The sequence below is a fragment of the Anatilimnocola aggregata genome, assembly GCF_007747655.1.
Taxonomy (GTDB): domain Bacteria; phylum Planctomycetota; class Planctomycetia; order Pirellulales; family Pirellulaceae; genus Anatilimnocola; species Anatilimnocola aggregata.
In genome coordinates this window covers 2,035,006-2,055,944 of record NZ_CP036274.1, presented here as the reverse complement: position 1 = coordinate 2,055,944, position 20,939 = coordinate 2,035,006, and the positions used below count along the sequence as shown (strand labels likewise).

The 20,939-nt window shown below is 61.6% G+C and carries 13 protein-coding genes; all 13 read left to right on the top strand.

Going from position 1 to position 20,939, the window contains the following annotated elements:
• Positions 1 to 24 precede the first annotated feature (24 nt).
• The 13 genes from ETAA8_RS07960 to ETAA8_RS07900 all read left to right on the top strand — a co-directional run bounded on the left by ETAA8_RS07960 (position 25) and on the right by ETAA8_RS07900 (position 20,937).
• Complete coding sequence (locus ETAA8_RS07960) at positions 25 to 1,410, top strand: DUF1552 domain-containing protein (RefSeq protein WP_145087272.1); 1,386 nt, start codon at positions 25 to 27, stop codon at positions 1,408 to 1,410.
• Between the two features lie 34 nt (positions 1,411 to 1,444).
• The gene (locus ETAA8_RS07955; RefSeq protein WP_145087270.1) at positions 1,445 to 2,758 is read left to right on the top strand and encodes a DUF1501 domain-containing protein; all 1,314 of its coding nucleotides are present in this window, start codon (positions 1,445 to 1,447) and stop codon (positions 2,756 to 2,758) included.
• Complete coding sequence (locus ETAA8_RS07950) at positions 2,758 to 3,813, top strand: WD40 repeat domain-containing protein (RefSeq protein ID WP_145087268.1); 1,056 nt, start codon at positions 2,758 to 2,760, stop codon at positions 3,811 to 3,813. Before ETAA8_RS07955 ends, ETAA8_RS07950 begins: the two co-directional genes overlap by 1 nt.
• Positions 3,803 to 5,473, top strand: a complete 1,671-nt coding sequence (locus tag ETAA8_RS07945) for a DUF1549 domain-containing protein (protein ID WP_202921660.1) — start codon at positions 3,803 to 3,805, stop codon at positions 5,471 to 5,473. Before ETAA8_RS07950 ends, ETAA8_RS07945 begins: the two co-directional genes overlap by 11 nt.
• Positions 5,474 to 5,489: 16 nt before the next feature.
• A complete protein-coding gene (locus tag ETAA8_RS07940; RefSeq protein WP_145087264.1) occupies positions 5,490 to 7,958 on the top strand; it encodes a DUF1592 domain-containing protein in 2,469 nt (822 codons plus the stop codon).
• 83 nt (positions 7,959 to 8,041) lie between these two features.
• A complete protein-coding gene (locus tag ETAA8_RS07935) occupies positions 8,042 to 9,376 on the top strand; it encodes a DUF1552 domain-containing protein (RefSeq protein WP_145087262.1) in 1,335 nt (444 codons plus the stop codon).
• A 34-nt stretch (positions 9,377 to 9,410) separates the two neighbouring features.
• The gene (locus tag ETAA8_RS07930) at positions 9,411 to 10,385 is read left to right on the top strand and encodes a WD40 repeat domain-containing protein (protein WP_145087260.1); all 975 of its coding nucleotides are present in this window, start codon (positions 9,411 to 9,413) and stop codon (positions 10,383 to 10,385) included.
• A gap of 205 nt (positions 10,386 to 10,590) precedes the next feature.
• Complete coding sequence (locus tag ETAA8_RS07925; RefSeq protein ID WP_202921659.1) at positions 10,591 to 13,398, top strand: DUF1592 domain-containing protein; 2,808 nt, start codon at positions 10,591 to 10,593, stop codon at positions 13,396 to 13,398.
• A gap of 21 nt (positions 13,399 to 13,419) precedes the next feature.
• Positions 13,420 to 14,553, top strand: a complete 1,134-nt coding sequence (locus ETAA8_RS07920) for a lactonase family protein (RefSeq protein ID WP_145087256.1) — start codon at positions 13,420 to 13,422, stop codon at positions 14,551 to 14,553.
• A 117-nt stretch (positions 14,554 to 14,670) separates the two neighbouring features.
• Positions 14,671 to 15,882, top strand: a complete 1,212-nt coding sequence (locus tag ETAA8_RS07915; RefSeq protein ID WP_202921658.1) for a DUF1552 domain-containing protein — start codon at positions 14,671 to 14,673, stop codon at positions 15,880 to 15,882.
• Between the two features lie 292 nt (positions 15,883 to 16,174).
• On the top strand, positions 16,175 to 18,799 hold the full coding sequence (locus ETAA8_RS07910) for a DUF1592 domain-containing protein (protein ID WP_145087252.1): 2,625 nt from the start codon (positions 16,175 to 16,177) through the stop codon (positions 18,797 to 18,799).
• 12 nt (positions 18,800 to 18,811) lie between these two features.
• Entirely contained in the window at positions 18,812 to 20,137 is a 1,326-nt protein-coding gene (locus ETAA8_RS07905; protein WP_145055173.1) for a DUF1552 domain-containing protein, read from the top strand.
• Between the two features lie 77 nt (positions 20,138 to 20,214).
• On the top strand, positions 20,215 to 20,937 hold the full coding sequence (locus ETAA8_RS07900; RefSeq protein WP_202921657.1) for a DUF1349 domain-containing protein: 723 nt from the start codon (positions 20,215 to 20,217) through the stop codon (positions 20,935 to 20,937).
• Positions 20,938 to 20,939 lie beyond the last annotated feature (2 nt).

Sequence of the window (20,939 nt, the reverse complement as noted above, 5' to 3'; positions counted from 1 at the left end):
AAACCTTTAGATGGAGATTTGGCCATGTTTTTCAATCGTCGCGATGCCCTGAAAACCCTCGGCCTGTCTGCGGGCGCCACATTCCTGCACCCGATCTTGACGCAATTAAAGGCCCACGCCGCCGGACAGCCGATCACGGCCAAGCGGTTCGTATTCGTCGTCGAGAGCAACGGCGTGAAGCCGCAGCAGATGCCGCCCGAAGGCGTTGTCCGCAAGGAACGCGAACAGAAGCCGCTCAACGGTCCGGCGGAATTTATCGACGTGCCGCTGTCCGGGAAAAAGCTGGCGTTCTCGCTCGAACCGGTCGCGGCGTGGCAGGACAAGCTAACGATCGTCAACGGGCTTTCAGGCCGCATTTGCGGCGGCGGGCACTCGAACGATCACGGGGCGCTCGGTGCCGTCCCCGGCGGTCGCAAGGGACCGGCGGAATGTCACGAGACGATCGACGCCGCACTTGCTAAAGCGGTCCCAGGCATCTTTCCGCACATCGGTCTGGGCATCTCCAAGCGGCTGGAAAACAACGTCGTTTACAGCATCTCGGCCTGGGGTGCTGGGAAGATGCTGCCAATCATGTGCCAGCCGATGCAGGCTTACAACGCCCTGTTCGGCAGCGTTGCGGAAGGATCGGCGAAACAAGAATTCCTCGCCAAGAACAACGTGCTCGACTTCCTCAAGGACGACGTAAAGGCGGCCGCGGCCAACCTGGCCGGACCGGAACGCGAGCAATTCGGAGCGTATCTCGAAACGTTCGAGACACTCCGTCACCGCCAGAGTCGGCTGAACGAGATTCAGCACACGCTGCGGGAGAAAGGCCCGGTCACCAACGACAAGTACCGTAGCAAGGTCGAAACCGATCGGCTTGACGCCCAGTTCGATCTCGGGGCCGCGGCGTTGATTTGCGGACTAACCAACGTGCTGACGATCTCGTCCGCCGCCGGTGAGCAAGACTTCGACATCACCTTCACCGGGTTGGGCTTCAAACAGGGGAAACACCACACGGGCCACGGCGGAAGCCAGAACAACATGACGTACCTAGAGCAGTACGACATGATCCGGCGCTACCACTTCGACCTGATCGCCGGCCTGTGCAAAAAGCTCGACGCGGTGAAGGAAGGGGACGGCACGATGCTGGACAACACGCTGATCGTCTACCTGAGCGACGGGGCCGAGGCGCATCACAGCCGCTGCTGGGAGTGGCCGATGGTGGTGCTCGGCGACCTGGGCGGCAAGCTGAAGACCGGCCGCTACGTCGACTACCCCGGCTACGGCCAGCCCGGCCACCGCACGATCGCCAACATGTACGTGACGCTATTGCACTTGGCCGGCTCGTCGCGCGACAGCTTCGGCATGGCCGATCCGGGGCTGAAGGACTTTAACCAGCACGGTCCACTGGAGGAACTGCTTGGGTAGTCGGTAGAACGGGGACTCCAACATTGGAAAACTTATGGATGACCATTTGATTGACGAACAACATCGGCTTGAGCACCTCGTTTCTCGGCGGACGCTGCTGCGGGGAGCCATCGCGGGCGGGATGGCGTTTGGCGGATTCGGAAATCTGTTTGCCGCCGAGAATGCGAAGCGCGCCGCTCAGCAGCAGAAACACGTGATTCTGCTCTGGATGAGCGGCGGACCGAGTCAGTTCGAGACCTGGGACCCCAAGCCCGGAATGCCCACGGGCGGGCCACACTTGTCGATTCCGACGTCAGTGCTCGGACTGCACATCGATGAGTTCATGCCGAAGCTGGCTCGGCTGTCGAATCGCGTGGCCACCATTCGCAGCATGTCGACCAACGACAACGATCACTCGACCGGTTCGTTCCTCGCCCAGACCGGACATCCGCCCAGCCGAGTCATCGCTCCGCCGCCACATTGGCTGTCGATGGCGGCCCACCAACTGCCGTCGGCGAAACCCCATCTGCCGGATTTCGTGAACATCAACAAAGAAGGCGACGCTCTGACCAGCCCCGGACCGGGGTTTCTCGGGGCGAAGTATCAGTGGCTGTTTTGTCCGGGGAACGGGCAGCCGCCGGAGAATCTGCCCGCGGCGGGGTCGGTGTCGCTTGACGCCTTTCAACGCCGTGAAGCTCTGCGAACCCGTATGAGTCAGCGGTTCCGCTCGGCCCGCGACGCGAACAAGATCGACGCACACGACACAGCCTACTCGCAGATGGGCGAGCTACTCGCCGCGACGGAGATTTTCGATCTGGCGAATGTCTCGCCGACGGATCGGGATCGCTACGGCCAGAGCCGCTTCGGCCGCGATTGCCTGCTCGCTCGGCAGTTGGTCGAGCAGGGCGTACCGTTCGTCCGCGTGCAACATCAAAACGGGCTCGCCTGGGACAAGCATCGGCAGGCGTTCGAAAGCCAGCGGCACATCACGGCCGAATTCGATACGGCGGCCGGGGCGTTGATCGACGACCTGATCGACCGCGGCCTGTGGGAGCGAACGCTGGTCGTGATGATGGGCGAATTCGGCCGCACGCCGGAAATCCTCGGCCAAGGTCCGCCGGGGCGGAATCACTGGTCGAAGAGCTGGTCGTTGTCATTCGGCGGCTGCGGCGTGAAGGAAGGTGTCGTGGTCGGGGCGACGAACAAACTCGGCACGGAGATCGCGGACCGGCCAGTCACGATCCACGATCTGTTCTGCACTTTCTTCACAGTCCTGGGGCTCGACCCGCACGAGGAGCTGACCTTCGAAGGCCGCCCGGTGCCGCTGGTCGAGAACAAACTCGGCAAGCCGATCGCGGAGGTGCTGTGATGGCTGACGGGAAAGTCACGAAAAGTGACAAGTCATACATCGTTACCGACGGAGAGAAACGCGGTCCGCTGACGATGTCGCGCGTCAGGTTTCATCCGGCGGGGCGGCATGTGTTGGCGGCCTGTGCCGATCGTCGGCTGGCGCTTTGGGACCTCGATGGCGAGCCGGTCAAGGAGAAAAACCGCGAGGGCGTGCCGGGGAAACTCGTCTGCCCGCACGAACTCGGCTGGATTCGCGGGTTCGATGTGCATCCACGTGGGGAGGCGATCGCCACCGGCGGTAGCGATCGCCGGTGGCGGCTGTGGAAATGGGACGGCGAAGGACCGACCGAGTCGCCGGTCGGCGATATCGCGGCTCACGACGGCTGGGTGGAAGGCGTCGCTTTCTCACCCGACGGAGCGCGGCTGGCCACTGTGGGTGCGGACCGGCAGTTGAAGCTCTGGGACGCGGCTCGATTGACGCCGATCAAAGCGGTGTCAGCGCACTCGGGCATTCCGCGCGATCTCTCGTTTTCTCGCGATGGGAAGTGGATCGTGACAGGCGGCGAAGATGGCGTGGCGATCGTTTGGAATGCCATGACATTGGAGGAAGTTCGCCGCATCGAAACTGGTCAGACAAGCGACCAGCAAGGGCAGCACCCGAGCCTGGGCGGAATCATTCGGCTGGCGTTGTCGCACGACGATCGTTGGCTGGTGCTGGCGTTTGCTCGCCTGAGCCATGTCTACGAACTCGCGACGGGTATGGCGATCGGCGAGTTCAAGCAATTCGGCGCGGACGTAGCCACAGGCAACACAAGTCCGCTGCTGGCGGTCGGCAGTTCGAACAATATGACGTTACAAACCTACGATTCGGGTCAGTTTAAGCCACAGTCGGCCGAGTGGAAAAAGAACCCCAACGGAAAACTCACGCCGCCGTCGCTGCCGCCATTTCCGGGCCGGGAGATCGCCCCGATCAAGCGTTCGGATTTTGCCTTCGGCGTGGCGTTTTCGTCCGATGACAAGCGGCTCGCCACGGGCTCGGCGAACGGGAGCGTGGAGGTGTGGAATGTTGAGTGAGTTGATTTCCCTTGGGCCAAGAACCCTTGTCGTCATGTTCCTCTGTTCGCTCGGCAGCAGCCAGTTGGCTGCGGACGAGAGGAACACCGTCAGCCGATTGATCGACGCCGAAATCTCCTCCCGGCTTGTCCAGGACAAAATCACGCCTGCTCCCCGCGCCGACGACATCACGCTGCTCCGCCGGCTGTATCTCGATACGCTCGGCCGGTTGCCGACCGTTGCCGAAACTGAAGCCTTCCTCGCGGACTCGACTCCAGACAAACCACAGCGGCTGATCGACACGCTGTTGGTCCATCCCGAAATGCCGGTCTACTGGCGCAAGATTATTGACGGCTGGCTAAACGGCTATCTGGGGCGTGACAACCGTGGCGTTGGCTACCCGGAATACCTCGACTTTCTGGAGCGTTCGCTGGCGGCCAACAAGCCCTGGGATCAACTCGTTCGCCAGTTGTTGCTCCCCAACCCTACCGACGCGGATCAGAAAGGAGCGACGTACTTCATTGCCAACCGCCTGAACCGCAGTAAGGAAGAAAACCTCGACCACTTCGCGACCTCCGTCGCCAGTGGTCTGTTCGGGGTCCAAATGCAATGTGCGAAATGTCATGACCACCCGTTTGTGGACGAGTGGAAGCAGGCCCACTATTACGGGATCGCGGCGTTTTTCACTCGCCTCGAACGGAAGCCCGAACAGGGCCTTCCGTTCAGCGAGCGGCCGGACGGCGAGGTCAAATACCTCACGAAGAGCAAGGAAGAAAGACTCGCCGACGCCATGTTCTTTGACAGCGTGGTGCTGGACGACGCCACTTCGCCCGCAAAGGACGGCAAGAAGCCGCCCCGCGACGGTCCGCCCGCCAATCGTCGCGAGTTGCTCACTAAACACGCGTTGTCTCCCGACAGTCCATATTTCAAACGGTCCCTCGTAAACCGTGTTTGGAAGCAGTTGCTCGGCCGCGGCCTCGTCGAGCCGGTCGATCAAATTCACTCGGCGAACCCGGCCTCGCATCCACGATTGCTCGACGGATTGGCCGACGATTTTGCCGCGCACCGCTTCGATCTGCGGCGGCTGTTGGCGGGCATCCTGCACAGCGAAACCTATCAGAGAGCCAGCCGCCTGCCAGGCGACGACGCGCGTCCGCCCGCCGAGCTTTACGCGATCGCCAACTTGAAGCCATTGTCGGGCGATCAACTCGCCTGGTCACTGGCCACCTCAACGGGCTTCATCGATCAGATTCTGCTGAAGTGGGGCAAGGAACTGAAACCAGCTCCAGAGAAAGGGACACTCAACCCGGCATTGCGCGTGCGGTGGGAGAAGGAAGCCGAATACGACGCGATCGTGGAAAAATTCGTCGCGTCCGGTGATTCGTTTCAAGCAAACGTATCCCAAGCCCTGTTCCTGACCTTCAATCCGGCTGTGGTGAAAATCCTCCAGCCGGCCCCAAACAAGCCGCTGGCGCCTAATCTTGCCGACCGCCTGCTGGCGGAGTCCGACGCCAAACGCCGAATCGAATTGGCTTATCTCGCTATCCTGGCCCGACGCCCGACCGCCGAGGAAATCGCCGACAGCTCGATGTACATGGAGTCCGCTGGCGATCTGAAGTCCGCCGTCAGTGATCTTGTGTGGGCGCTATTGAACAGCCCCGAATTCCGCTTCGTGCATTGAGTGACAGAGGACGATCATGCTCCGTGGATTTGTGTTGATCTTACTCGTCGCGCCGAGTGCGTTGTTGGCCGACGACCTCGATACCGTTCGGCCGCTGCTGGCCAAGTATTGCCAGCGGTGCCACGGCGCGGAAGAGCAGCAGGCGCAGGTTCGCTTCGATCGGCTCGCCGGGTTTGACAGTTCCACCGAACACCTGTGGACCTCGGTTCATGAAGTATTGATCGGCGGCGAGATGCCGCCCAAGGGCGAAACGCAACCGACGGCTGAAGATAGACAACGTATTCAGTCGTGGATCATCGACCAAGCGGCTCGTCACAAGGCCGTGATGGCCGGATCGCAACGGCGGTTGAATCGTCGTGAATTGTCCACGGCACTACAGGATTTGGTCGGCTTGCCGATCGACTTTGCGGCGGGGTTGCCGGAAGACGCGAAGGTGGACGGCTTCGACACCGGCGCGACGGCGCTTCAAGATGCGGCGGATTCCGTGAACCAGTGGCTGGAAGTGACGCGCCGGGCCGTCGACAGCATTCGCTTTTTGGAGCCGGCACGCGACCGCAGAATCAGCGTCGACTTCCGCGAGCACGAGTTCACCGATTACTTTAAATTCGTCGAAACGAGTTTCAAAGACTCGGGCATCTTCACGCGATCGAAGGGGTTGTTTTGCAAGAAGGGAGTCGGACTTTACTTGCCGACGCAATGGACGGGCGATTCCGGCAATTCGTTTCTTGCGTTCCCCGCGCCGGCGGATAAGCGAGCGGCGTTGAAGATGACGATGCGTGTTTTCGCTCGGCGGCCCATGGCCGGCCTGCCGCTGCCGATGTTGTGGGTAAAAGTCGGCGGCAGCTACATCGACTACCGGCCGATCGGCGAGGAGCCGCAGACGCTAGTCTACGCCGTGCGGATGGAAGACTGTTTGATCGAAGGCAGCGCGCTCAAGGTGATGCTGCAATCGTTTGTCGAAGTTCCCTACGCGGTCGAAGGTTTCGAGAACGATGACCGCACGAAGCCCGAGGACAACCTCCCCGGCGGCATCGGCGTCTATCGACCGGCCTTTGACCGCAAGGTTCTCCGAACGCCCGACGTGCAGCCGGTGCCGTCGATCGTCATCGAATCGATCGAAGTCGATTACGATCACCGCGCGGTCTGGCCCCTGTCGTCCCGCGAGGAGACTAAGGACGACGAGGCGAGTGCTCGGCGGCTGATCGCGCTTTGGCTGGAACATGCGTGGCGACGGCCGGCGTCCGTCGACGAACAGGCGAAATTCTTTGCCCTCTACAGGCAGCTTCGTGGGAAAGAGGTCTCGTTCGACGAAGCTCTGCGAGCCGCCTTTCAATCGGTGTTGATGGGCGGGCCTTTCCGCTACCTGGCTTCGCCGGCCGACGCGAATTCAGTCGTGGCTCAGCACGCCATCGCGTCGCGCTTGAGCTTCATGCTCGTCGGCTCGCCGCCGGATCGCGAGCTGCGTGAACTGGCCGCCGCCGGGAAGCTTCGCGATCCGAAAGTACTGGACGCTCAAGTTGACCGTCTGTTGGCCGATCCGCGGAGCGACGCTTTCTTTCGTCCCTTCGTGACGCAGTGGCTGAATTTGAATCAACCAGTCACACTGACAATGTCGAGTTTGAAGAAGCAGGATTTCAGGTTTGGCCGGCACCTCAAGGAGTCAATGAAAGAAGAATCGATTCAGTACGTCGCCCGGCTGTTTGACGACAATCGGCATGCGCGGGAGTTGATCACGAGCGACTGGACGATGATGAACGACATCCTGGCCGTTCACTATGGCTATCCGGCGATCGACGGCGGCAAGCTGCGGAAGGTCATGCTGCATCCCCGCGAGGACGACCCGCGCGGTGGCGGAGTGCTGGGGCACGCAGGCATTCAGTCGATGCTGTGTTGGATGGGGGACAACTGGATGATCTATCGCGGCTCGTGGGCGCTGACTCATATCCTCGACGATCCGCCTCCCGCACCACCGCTGGAAGTGCCCGAGTTGCTGCCGTTCGACAAGGCGAATCAAGGCAAGAGCTTCCGAGAGCTACTCGTCCAGCATCAAGCGGACAGCAAATGTTCGGTGTGTCACAAGAAGATGGACCCGCTGGGCTTCGCGTTTCAGAACTTCGACCTGAGCGGCCGCTGGCGGAACGTCGAACACGAGCGATATCACCGAGCGGAACTGGACGGCAAAATCGAGTGGCGCGGCGAAGGCAAGGCGCGGCCGGTGGACACGGCGGGCCATCTGCCGCGGGGCGAGAAGTTCGCCAGTTTTCAGGAATGCAAGGAGTTGCTCGCCAGGAATTATCTTGAAGACATCGTGCGGGGCCTGCTTAAGAAACTCACGCTGTACGGCACGGGCCGCCCGGCCGACGTGCTCGATCTGGTGACGATTCGGGCCATCGTAAGAGAACAAGCCGACAAGGAATACCCGATGCGGAATTTGCTGAAGGCTTTAGTGCGATCCAGGGTGTTCTTGGAAAGCGCCTCAAGGTAGGGACGGCGCCCGCGCATTTCGAACCGATCCAGCATCAAGATCCTTAAACCAAACGACGTCTGCCACTCAATAAGGAGATAGAGGTGAATTACAAATCAACCCACATCACCCGCCGCACCGTCCTCGGTGGCCTGGGCGCGAGTATCGCTTTGCCCTGGCTGGAAATCATGTCCGGCAAGACGCTGGCCGCCACTCAGGGCCAACGCGATCCGGGGCGACTGGCGTGCTTCTATATTCCCGGCTGCATCAACCACTACAACTGGTTCCCGGAGGACACCGGATTCGACTACACGATCTCGCCATCACATCAACCCCTGGCCCATCATCGCCAGCGGTTCTCGGTGCTCAGCAGCCTCTCGCACATCGAAGGCCGGATCAGCGGGCATCCTCACCCGTACAACTTCCTCACCGGGCATAACATCAACATCACGCCCGGCGTGATGACCAATACGGTGTCGATGGACCAAGTCGCTGCCCAGTACATCGGCCCGACCTACCTGCCGTCGCTCGCTCTGTCGTGGACTTCGGGCGTCGGGGCTGCGACGCTGTCGCGCAACGCCCTCGGCGTCGACATCCCGGCCACCAGCGACTACAGGTCCGTGTTCGAGAACCTCTTCCCGCCCGCCGACTCGTCGCACCTCAAACAGGCCCAGGCCCGCATCGCCTTGAATCGCAGCATCCTCGACACGGCGGTCAGCGACGTGAACGACCTGAAACGTCGGCTCGGCCACACCGACCAGCAGCGGATGGAACAGTACCTGTCGTCGATCCGCGAAGTCGAAAAGCGGCTCGACGACCGCGACGCGATCCTAAAGAAAGGGCGGCCGCAATTCGACGAAGCGAGCGTGCGGATCGAGCCGAAAAGCAAAACGAGTATGCGGGAGCATATCGACTTGATGATGGACCTCATCGCGTTGTCGTTCCAGACCGACATGACCCGTGTGGTCACGCAGACTCTCGGCGGCGAGGCCGGCCCGACGTACGACGAATACAAGGACTGGTCGAAGGCCACCGGAGCGCCGACCCGAGGCGTTCACGACTACCACCACAAAGGCTCCGGCAACCGCGGAGTGGACAACCCGGATACGAAACTGATCGGCCTCCGCGACCGCATGTACTGCGAGTGCCTATCGCGGCTGATGGACAAGCTGGCCGCAATCGAAGCCAGTGACGGCACGTTGCTCGACCACACGGTTCTGCTGCTTGGCGGTTCGCAGATCAGTAGCCATTCCGGCGGCAGTTTCCCGCTGCTGTTGGCGGGCGGCAACAAGCTCGGTTTCCGCCATGGCCAGCATCTCAAGTGGAAGGGAAACGAACGCTCGGCGTCGGACCTGTACCTGACGATCCTGCAGCAATTGCGCTGCCCGGTGAAGTCGTTCAAGGAAAGCAAAGGCCCGCTCAGCGAGCTGCTGGTTTGATCGACGTAGCTACGAGGCACAAACGGTGAACTCAATGCAGAGACAAGTTTTCATAGCGCGACTGATGCTCGCACTCTACGTCACTCTGGCCTGTGCGACCGCGCGAGCCGACGACGCAGCGGACCAACCACGCTTGCTCCACACGCTGCGCGGCCACGAGCGTTGGGTCTTGTCGGTCGCATTCAGTCCCGATGGTCGCTGGCTTGTTTCCGGGGCCGACGATCAAACGCTTCGGCTGTGGAATCTCATGACCGGCGACGCTGCTCGCACGTTGCAACGCTTTGGCAGTGCCGTGACTGCGGTCGACTTCCATCCCGACGGCAAGTGTATTGCGGTGGGAACCTACGCGGGCGAGTTGCAATTGCTCGCAGCGCCTAGCGGCAAGCTGCTACGGAAGTTCGACGGCCACAAGGATTCAGTCACCGCGATCCGATTCGATCCCACTGGCAAATACCTTGCCTCCGGCAGCGCCGACGACACCCTGGTCGTGTGGGACACGAACGATGCCGCCGCGTTGCTCCGATTCGAGCAAGGTAACGAGTATGACGTTACCGCGCTCGCATTCAGTCCCAACGGCCGCCAAATCGTAAGTGGCGACGGCGAAAACGAACTGAAAATCTGGAGCACGGAGAACGGCGAAGAGCTTCGGACATTACGCGGTCATGCCGAGACCGTAACCGCCGTGGGATTTAGTCCGTCCGGAAAACTCATCGTCTCCGCGAGTTGGGACGACACGCTGAAACTCTGGAACGCCGACACGGGCGACGAACTGCAAACGCTGCGCGGCCACATGGCGGACGTCACGACGGTCCTGTTCACGCCCGACGGCACTCGCATCGTGTCGGCCGGCGAAGACAAGACGGTTCGCATTTGGGATTCCCATCGTTTTAAGCTACTGACGACGCTCGAGGGCCACCGCGACTGCGTGATGTGCATAGCCGTCAGCCCCAACAGCCGCTCGCTCGCATCCGGCAGTAAAGAGGAAATTCGAGTCTGGAAACTGAAATAATGCCGCCGCCAGTTGAGAACGGCCTGTTGCCTAGTAGCGGAGCGGCGCAAGCCGCCCGGTGGCTTGCGCCAGGCGACACCGGTTGGTTCGCGCCGTGCCGGTACGACTTGCCAGCGATCGGCAGGCATTCGGAGGATTGCTGCTAAGTTTTCGGTCGTCTGGATCAATGAATACTGATGACTTCGAACAACCACCCCGGACGGCCATGAAACATCTCCTGACGATCGCAGCGTTCATGCCTCTGTGGTGGGCCAGCGCGCTTGCGGCGGCGGAGCCGTTGCCGAAGAACGTGTCCGGGTTTCTCCACAAACACTGCAGTGAGTGTCACGCCGGTGATGCTGCGGAGGGGGGCTTTCGCATCGCATCGCTCTTGGACCCAGCGAAGCAGAACGCTGGTGCGATTGAAGCCCGCGCGTACGAGGCAATCTATCGTCAGCTCTCCAAGGGCAAGATGCCGCCCAAGGAGGCAGCCCAGCCGTCGGCGGACGAACGCCGCCACGTTCTCGCGGAACTCAAGACTTTGCTCGACAAGGTGATCGACGATCGAGGAACCCGGTTCGCTGGGAGCTTTGCCCGGCGATTGAATCGCGAAGAACTCCAAAACGATCTGTTGGACACGCTGGGCGTTGATCGCACTCTCTATAACCTGCCTCCCTTTGTCGAATTGCTGCCGGACGAAGGACGAATCGATGGCTTCGACACCGTCGGCGCCGGGCTCGGTCAGTCGGCGCTGTTGCTCGAGCAATACCAGCAATTCGTCGACCGCCATCTCGCGCTGATCACGGACGACTATTCGCCGCAGCGTTGGCGAATCAAGTTCGGCCGCCGCTATGCCGACAAGGAGCAGTCATTCTACGAGGGGCTTGGCGAACGTGTCTTCCTCCATGAATCGCTGCAAGCAGATCATTCTGTGGCGGCTTTCGACCTGACGTGGCAGCTCGCAAGCCGCGCGGGACCGCCGCGGCGAACACCGGCAGAGGTCGCGGCAGCCGTGCGTTCGTTCTTTCCCAAGGTCTTGGAAAAGGACAAGCGCGATCGGCTGGAGCTGGACCGACGTGGAGGGCTGCCGCTCATCAACGAGGACAGCGTGACGATCGCGGATCGCCTCGGCAGGGTGATGGGAGACAATGCGCCGCTCATGGTCGGTGCCACGGGGCGATACAAGGTGCGGATGCGTTGCCGGTTGCGATTCGCCGACGGGGTGGAGCCGGAACTCGTGCGTGCCTGGTATTTCAACCGCAGTCATTTTTTCGTCGGTCGTTATGACGCGCGGGATCTCGATGACGACCGATCGTACGAATGGGATGAAGATGCTCCGCGGCTTTGTTTCGAGGGGCCCAATCGGTCCAGGGTGCTGAAGCCCGGCGAATGGACGATTCTCGAGTTCGACGACTTTCGTTCGGCTGGGGAGGCCGTCTCTGCCGCGGCGAAAGCCGGTTTCACGTTCGATTTCCGTTTCGAGAGTGCGGCCAAACCCAAGACGCGACAGCCCCCGCTGGAGCTGCCGGCGAGGAACGGCAAGCCGGCGGTCGTGCCGCCACGCGAGGAAGTCGAGGCCCACTACCCGTACTTTGTGGACGTGGACTACTTGGAAGTCGAAGGCCCTTATTCGCTGGTCGATCAGCCGTCGGCCTTGATTCCGACTCGTCCCGCCGATGGATCGGATGCCCGTGCGACGGCCCAGGCTTGCCTGGCCAAGCTCCTTCCCCGCCTGTATCGTGGGCCAATCGCACCCGGTGATCTCGACTTGCTGTTGGGCGTCTTCGATCGCAACTTCACGCGAACGAACGACTTCCGCGGCTCGCTTCGGTCCGCGATCTGTGCTGCCTTTCTCTCCCCCAAGCACTTGTTCGCGTCCAATGCAGCCACCGCCCGGAAGCCGGGAACGCCGCTGTCGCCCCACGACTTGGCGACTCGTCTCAGCCTGTTTCTCTGGTCTTCGACGCCAGACTCCGAATTGATCGCTGCGGCGGATCGGGGCGAGCTGCGCGACACTGTCGTCCTCGAACGGCAAGTCAATCGGCTTCTCGATCACACGTACGCCTCGGAGTTGAGTGCCAATTTCACGTCCCAGTGGTTGCACCTGTACAACATCGGTCTGAATGCGCCCGACCAAGATCTGTACAACTACGACGAGTCTCTGCAGCGGGCGATGGTTCATGAACCACTCCGCTTTTTCCACGAGGTACTGCGAACCGATGGCAGCATCAGGCTGTTTCTCGACAGCGATTGGGTGATGGTCAACGGCCGGCTGGCAGAGTTCTACAAAGCCAAGTTCACCGGCAAGGAAACCAGGAAGCCCTTTTCCTCCTGGCGCAAGATGCCGGTCGCCGGACAGTATGTCCCGAATTTCGGCGTGCGAGGGGGGCTGCTCGGGCAGGCCAGCATCCTCAAGTTGACCTCGGGAAGTATCCGCACCTCGATCGTCAGCCGGGGCATGTTCATCCTGGAAAACATCCTCGACGATCCGCCGCCACCGCCGCCGGAGAACGTGGGAGAGATCGCGAATGCCGTGGCGGACCTGGACCAGAAAAGCATCCGCGAGCAACTTGAGATCCATCGCCGCCGCGCGACCTGCAACGTCTGTCATGAGAAGATCGATCCCCTCGGGTTCGCCTTGGAAAATTACGGTGCGATCGGGCAGTGGCGAACGACCGAGACGGATGGCATGAAGCCACTCCTTGTCGAAGAGGTCGTTACATCGCCGGACGGAAAAGTCGAAGTCAAGACGAAGAAATTCGACCGGAAGGGTCATCCGGTCGATACGAAGGGCGTCGTCATGGGCGTGCCGGTCGATGGTCCACGGGAGCTGCGCGCGTTGCTCCTGACCAAGGACGATGTGTTCGCGCGTTGTCTGGTGAGCAAGTTGATGGTTTACGGACTGGGCCGCAGTCTTCGTCATCAGGACCAGGCGGTCATCGACCAAATCGTCGCCAAAGCGGCGAAAAACGACTATCGGTTGCGGGAAATCATCGAGCTGATCGTGCTCAGCGACAGCTTCAGAAACTACTGACGGAAGCCAGGAGGTCGCGAGGTGAGAGGAATCAGCTTTTGTGGTCGGGCCAACGCGGTGCGGGTTGGCCTCGCGCTCGCCATCGCCTTGCAGTGCGTGCCCGGCCGTGCCGTGGGGACTGAGCCTGCCGCACAGGGCGACAGTGTGACGTTCGCGTATTTCTCGCGGAGCAATTTCTCGCGGGGCAAAATACAGGGCATCAGTGTCTGTCGCCTGTCTTCCGACGACGGTGCTCTAACGCCGGTCGTCGAGCAGCCGCTGGAAAGCCCCGGTCCCCTGGCCGTGGACACCCAGAAGCGACGGGTCTACGCGGTCAGCTATCCCGACAAAATTCATACCTATGACATCGATGCAGGCTCCGGGACCTTGAAATCGTTGGCGGAAGTCCAGTTGCCGGGACGCCCGGAATACCTCGCGCTCGATCGCCGCGGCCGGCATCTGTTGGCCGCGATGTACCATCAGAAACAGGTCATCGTGTGCCTTCTTGACAGCCAGGGTCGTCCGCAGATCGATCAATTGCAGGTGCTCGATTCCGGCCTCCGGCCGCACGCCATTCTCAGCGACCGGCACGACAGGTTCGTCTATGTTCCCTGCGCCGGCGATATCTGGCAGTATGCGTGGAACGAGAACGGCAAGGGGCTGGCGGCCCAGGCGGTGGCCAAGCACAAGGCCCCCAAGGACTCCCGGCCGCGGCACCTTTGGTTTCACCCCGAAAAGGACTGGCTGTACGTCGTCAACGAGTCTAGTCGGTCGCTGACGTTCTATCAGGTCGGTCCCGACACCGGCGGGCTCCGCGCCATTCAAACCTTGTTGACCGTTCCAGATGGCGTATTGAAAGGCAGCGGCGCGGACATTCACGTCACGCCGGACGGCCGTTTTGTCTATGCGTCCACCCGAGAGCATGACTCCGTCGCCGGGTTCTCGATCGACCAAGCGTCGGGCGAACTCACAGCCTTGGGACAGGTTCCGACGGCACGCGGGCCACGTGATTTCGCCATCGACCCCAGCGGGCGATTTCTGGTGGCCGGAGGCACCGGTGGCAACGTCGTCGTTCATGCCATCGATCAAAAGACCGGCCAAACGACAATGAAGCACCGTTATGAGGTCATGGGGCCGAACTGGGTCGAAATCGTCAATTTCCCGCGGGAGCGCTGAGGTTGGAAGTAATCATCATTTTCAGGAAAGTGAGCCAACGCCATGAGGCATCAGATCAATCGTCGAACCTGCCTGCGAGGCACGTGTGCCCTGCTCGGTCTGCCCTTGCTTGAGGCGATGCTGCCCCGTCTGCTCGCCAATGACCAAACGGCAAAGGCCAATGTGCCGCGGCCGCGGCTGCTATTCATCGACGAGATCGGCAACGGTGTGGACAACGTACGTTGGTATCCGACGAAACTCGGTCGCGAGTGGGAAATCACGGAGACGCTGCGTCCGCTGGAGCCTTTTCGCGACCACATGACCGTCCTGTCGGGGCTGCGGCAGACCTACGACGACAACGGGCATCTCGCGGCCGACACGTTCCTGACGGGCGCCAAGGCGACGAGCAACGCCGTGTCGGTCGACCAGGTCGCAGCCGAACATCTTGGGAAAGACGTGCAGTTTCCTTCCCTGGTGCTCGGTCCGGGTGGGACGGGGACGGTTAAGTGGTCGTCGACCCTTTCCTACGATCGCAAGGGCCGGCCGATCCCGTCGATCAGCGACGCCGGCGCCCTGTTTCAAAAACTGTTTGTCGCCCCGACGGACGCGGCCGTTCGCGAGACCGAGGCGCGGATCAGTCGCAACGAGAGCATTCTCGATGGTCTGGAAGCACAGACCGTAGCGCTGCGGAAGTCGATTTCGGCGGAAGATGCCCGCCAGGTTGACGCATATCTGGATGCCGTTCGGGAAATGGAACGCCAGATCGCCCGCGACCGTTCGTGGTTGCAGAAGGCGCCGCCCGACGTTGACAAGGCCGCGTTCGCGGCGGCCGAAAAGCAAGGCCGCCAGCCTCCCATGTACGAGCTCATGCGAATGGCACTGCTCACGGAGCGGTCTCGGGTCGGCACCTTGATGTTCACGTCCGGGCTGGGAAGCGCGCATGGGGCGACTCATCACAAGGGACAGCAGTCCAACCTGGACGTCGTTGCCGCTCGCGATCTGAAAGCCGTCAAGCTGTTTGCGAGTTTCGTCGCCTCGATGCAGGCGACGCCGGTGGGGGACGGCACGCTGCTCGACTACACGTGCATCCTGTTCGGCAGCCACATGAACAACGGCACGGGCTGGGCGCAGGGATTTCCGTTCAAGAGCACGTTTGATTCGCACTCGGTCCGCAATCTGCCGATCCTGCTCGTCGGCGGTCGCAAGCTGGGCGTCAAGCAGGGCCAACACCTGCTCTTCCCCGACGAGAAGACAACCCTCAGCCGCTTGTTTGTCGAGATGTTGAAGTGTGGTGGAATACCTGCGCCAAGATTCAACGGCCAGGAACAAGGGATCTCGGAATTGAGTTAAAGAAGTAGCGGCACGGCTCGCGCCGTGCCGCAACGACTGGCCGGTATTCGAGATAATCGCTGCTAAGTTTTCGGTCGTTGGGGTCAATGTTATTGATGACCGCGAAGTCCGAACTTTGCCGGCTCGTCGCGCGACAGCTTCGGCATGGCCGATCCGGGGCTGAAGGATTTCAACCAGCACGGCCCGCTGGAAGAGTTGCTTGGGTAGTGTTCGTAGTCCCGCCTTCAGGCGGTTTTCGGGAATACTGGCGAAGCTGCCGGCTAAAGCCGGGACTACGAACGGAGAAGAAGCGATGACGAATCCGCTTGTGCAACGGCTCGGTTTGGCGCTGGTCGCGTTAGCGACCTGCGTGAGTTCTTTGTCGGCCGATGATTCCAAACCGCTCGAAACCACGGTGCGATCGCTGCTGGTCAGGCACTGCGCCGGATGTCACGGCGGCGAAAAGCCGGCAGGTGAAGTGCGGTTCGATCAGCCGGCAACCGATTTGGCCGATGCCAAAGTGCGGGCCACGTGGGAAAAGGCTTATGCGATGCTCGTCCGCGGCGACATGCCGCCAGAGGAAAAGCCGAGGCTCTCGACCGATGATCTCGACACGCTGACCTCCTGGATTCGCCGAGAGGTCGAGCGGGCCGTGATTGCCGAGCGCGGCGGTTCCGGACGGATGACCATGCGGCGGCTGACGCGAGTCGAATATGCGCGGCTGTTGGAAGACGTGCTCGGCCTGCGTTATCCGAATGTGCCGCTGAATCTGCAGGAAAAGCTGCCGACCGATCCCCAGTCGGAATTGCCGCTGAACGATGGCGACCGGTTGACCTTTCAAAGCCTGCACCTGAAGGCCAGCATCGACCTGGTGGAACAGCTTGTGAAAGCGGTGCTGGCGGATGAGCCGCGTCCGGAGCCGTGGAGCTATCGCTTCGACGCTCGCGGCCTGGGAAAGGCGAACGTCGCCGGCATGAAGCAAGGGGAACAGGGCTTGGGCGGCGCCGTGCCCGCGAATGAGAAGGAGATCAAGCGGGCGGCGAAAATCTCCATCGGCGTTGCGGAGCGGAATCCTGACGGCTCGACAACGCTGCCGCCGATCTATCGCACCGATGACTATCTGGGTCGCGACAAAATGGGCGCCGGTTCGTGGTATCTGGAATTGCCCTACGTCGAGCCGAAAGGCGTGTTGCGTTTGCGGATTCGGGCCGGCTCAAACGTTCCGAAAGGAGAAGGCGTTCCCGTCCTGAGAGTCGCGTTCCACAACAATGTGATCAATCAGCTTTACAACCGTCAGCTCGCCGAGATTCCGATTGAGAATTCGGCGGAGCAGCTTCGGGATTACGACGTCGAGATTCCGCTGGATCTCGTCGACTTTCCGTATGTTCTGTTTGAACGCTCGAAGATGATTGGCGTCCGAATCAGCAATGACGCCACGCCGCTCGCGGATCGCGAGAAGCCGACGGGGCCGAAGGGCAAGCCCGTGGAATGGCCCTACCAGGAATCGAAGATCGTCATCGATTCGGTCGAGGCGTTCGGGCCGGGGGCAGGAGAATGGCCGCCGCGGTGTCATACGGCGTTGACGGTGGCCGGTGACAAACTCAACGACGATCGCGAGCGAGCGGCCGCGATTCTGCAAGACGTCGCGGCCCGGGCGTGGCGCCGGCCTGTGGCCACCGAGGAGATCGCTCCCTTTGTGGACATCTACCAGCAGCGGCGCGCGGACGGCCAGAGTCGCGATGGTGCCCTGCGGGAACCGCTCACGGCCGTGCTCGTTTCTCCCCATGCCCAGTACCTCGTTGAGCGCAAAGCGGAAAAACCCTCGCCGCTGTCAGGGGTGGAACTGGCCAACCGGTTATCCATTTTTCTCTGGGGCAGCGGACCGGACCGCGAACTGTTGGACCTGGCGACCGCAGGCAAGTTGCACGATCGCCAGGTGCTGGCGGCACAAGTCGATCGCTTGGTCGATGACGCCCGCAGTCAAGTATTCGCCGACGACTTTGTGACGCGGATGCTGGCCTTGGAGCGGGTTGAGAATGACCCGATCGATTTCAACCTGACGCTCAAGAGCTTCGCGAATGCCAAGGTGGCCGAGCTGCGCGAGCAGCGGCTGAAGCACGATCTGGCCCGCGAACCGGTGCGCTACTTCGAGCATCTGCTGCGGAACAATCGTTCGGCCAACGAACTGATCGGCAGCGATTATCTGATCGTCAATGATCGGCTGGCGCACTATTACGGCATGGCCGGCGTGGAGGGCCCGGCGTTCTGCGAAGTGGCCGCCCCCGAAGATCGACGAGGCGGCTGGCTCACGATGGCCGGCGTCGTGGTCGCGGCGTCGCGCGGCAACAAAGAAGCGACGATCCTCCGCGGCGTGTATTTGCTCGATCGGTTCCTCGGCGAACATCCCGGCACGCCGCCGGGCAACGTGGAACCGCTCGAAGTTCAGGCGAAGTCGGATAAGAAACGCGGGCAACGCTCGCTCCGCGAGCAGATCGCGCTGCACACGTCGATCAACACGTGTGCTCTCTGCCACCGCAAGATCGATCCGCTGGGCTTCGCCTGGGCCGATTTCGATTATCTGGGGAAAAGAAGTAGCGGCAGGACGCAAGCCCTCCGGTCCGGCACCGACGCGGAACCGGACGGCTCGCGCCGTGCCGCTAACTCGACGATCGACTGTTCCGGCAAGCTGCCCGATGGCCGGGCGTTCGCCGACCTCGACGAATTCGCACAACTGGTCGGCGACCAGCAGCAGCCGTCGCGTTACCGGTTCGGCGAAGTGTTGGTGCGGCGACTGACCGGCTACGCCTTGAGCCGCCCGCTCAACTTGTCGGACGAGGAGCTGATCCGCAGCCTGGTGCAATCCGCCCAGCGGAACGGCTGGCGGGTGCGTGAGATCATCAAGTCGATCGTTTTGGCTGACTCATTTACACATGGATAAAGGACGAACACGATGTTGACTCGTCGAACCTTTCTGAAAGCGGCCGGAGTTTGCCTGCCGTTGCCCTGGCTCGAAACCGTCGCGGCCGCGTCGGAGAAGAACGCTGGTTCGCCTCCGGGCCGCGCTGTGTTTTTCATGGTTCCAAGCGGCGTGAATATGTGGCGTTGGCACCCGAAAGAGTTCGGCCCCAACTACCAACTGAGCAGCACGCTCGCGACACTTTCGCCGTTCCGCAAGGAACTGACGATTTTCTCCGGCCTCGAGCACGCGAAGGGTGCCGGCGGCGGCCACTACGAAGTCGGCGTGTGGCTCACAGGGAACGAAAAGTACAAGAGCAAGGACGGCCCGGTCGAACCCAACACCATCTCGATCGACCAGCACATCGCCGGGGCGATCGGCAGCCGGACGCGCATCGGCAGCCTAGTGCTCAGCGCCCCCGGCGGCAGCGTCACCACCTCGTTCGACGCCAAGGGAGCGCCGTTCAACGCCGAAAACAACCTGCGGCGATTGTTCGGCGAGTTGGTCGGTTCGCCCGATGTGATGCAGCGGCTCCAGCGCCGGTCGAGCATCCTCGATCTGGTCGGCGAGCAGGCGCGCGGGCTGTCGCGGCAGCTTGGCAGCAACGACCGCCGTCGCTTCGACGATTACCTGCAAAGCGTCCGCGACGTGGAATCGCGGTTGCAGGCCGACCGCGGGTACTTTTCATCGCAGCCCCTGCCCATCGCGGCGGACGAACTGACGCTCGATGTCGACCCGCAGCAGCAGCGGCAGGACTATTTCAAGACCATGCTGGAACTGGTGGCCCTGGCGCTTCGCAACGACCAAACGCGGATCGTTTCGATTCTGGCCTGCGGTTCGGGGCACGAGTTCTTCGGCAACTGGCCCGAGTGCGGCAAGGGGACGCATCACAGCGCGTCACACGCCACGAACTTCGACGCCGAGGAGCAAAAGCCGCAGCCTTACGCCTTCCTCGAAAGCGTCGACAAGTGGTTCATCGCCCACTTGGCGCGGTTCCTCCAGCGCTTGGAGGAGACGCAGGACGGCGACGGCTCGCTGCTGGCCAACACGATGGTGCTATACGGCGGCGGCATGAGCTGGACGCACAATCCGTCGAACCTGCCGATGCTGCTGGCCGGCGGCAGCCGCCTGGGACTAAAGCATGGCAGCCACCTGCGGTTCAACCCGCACAAGGATTTCAAGGGCCAGGTCGACAAGAGCGCGAAGCCCGAACAAACCACCGTGTGCGATGTGCTGCGGACCATGTCTGAACGCCTCGGCGTTTCCGCCGCTGGTTTCGGCGACAGTCGGCGCGTCGTCAATGAACTGCTGACAGGATGAGTAACATGAGAGAAACGATCCCAATCCGTGCCACCGCGTTTCCATCGTGTTCGTTGCGACGATGCGAGATTGCGTTTGTGGTTTCATCAGCACTGGTTCTTCTGGCCGCCCTGATGACAAGCCAGGCTTGGGCGGCGTTGCCTGCGGCGAATCCGTTCGTCTCGCGTGAAGTCACGCCCGGTTGGACGCTGACGCACTTTGGCCAGGGCGAGCAGCGTCGCTTGGAAAAGCCGCTGGAGGCGGCCTTCGCCGACGGCAAGTTTACCTTGCAAGCTGATTCGGGAATGCTGTTCTTCAAGCGTTCCGACGAAGCCGATGGCGTGGGCTTTGTGCATCAACCGCTTGATGGGGACGGCTCGATCACGGCGAAGCTCACACGCTTCGACGGCTTTCACCAGTGGGGTGGGGCGGGCTTGATGCTCCGCGACGAGAACAAGCCGCTGGGGCTTTACATGTGCGCGATGCTCGAAACGGTGCATTCCAAAGACCTTCCCGAAAACGAGCACCCGATCGCGGCGTCGATCCGTATGCGCCGCCAAGTCAGCAACGAGGGCTTTCGCGTGGTGCGCCCTGATCAGGTCAAACTGCCCGTGTGGCTCAAGGTCGAACGGCAGGGCAAGAAGTTCAGCAGTCTCTACTCGCCCGACGGCCAGTCGTGGAAGTTGCTCAAGGAAGCCGAGATCGAGATGGAGCAAAAGGTCTCCGTCGGCATGACCGCCTGGAACCGCTACGGCAATGGGAAGTTCGGAGTTGTCGTGTTCGAGGATGTGCGAGTCGTGACAACCGAGGGAAATAAATAGTG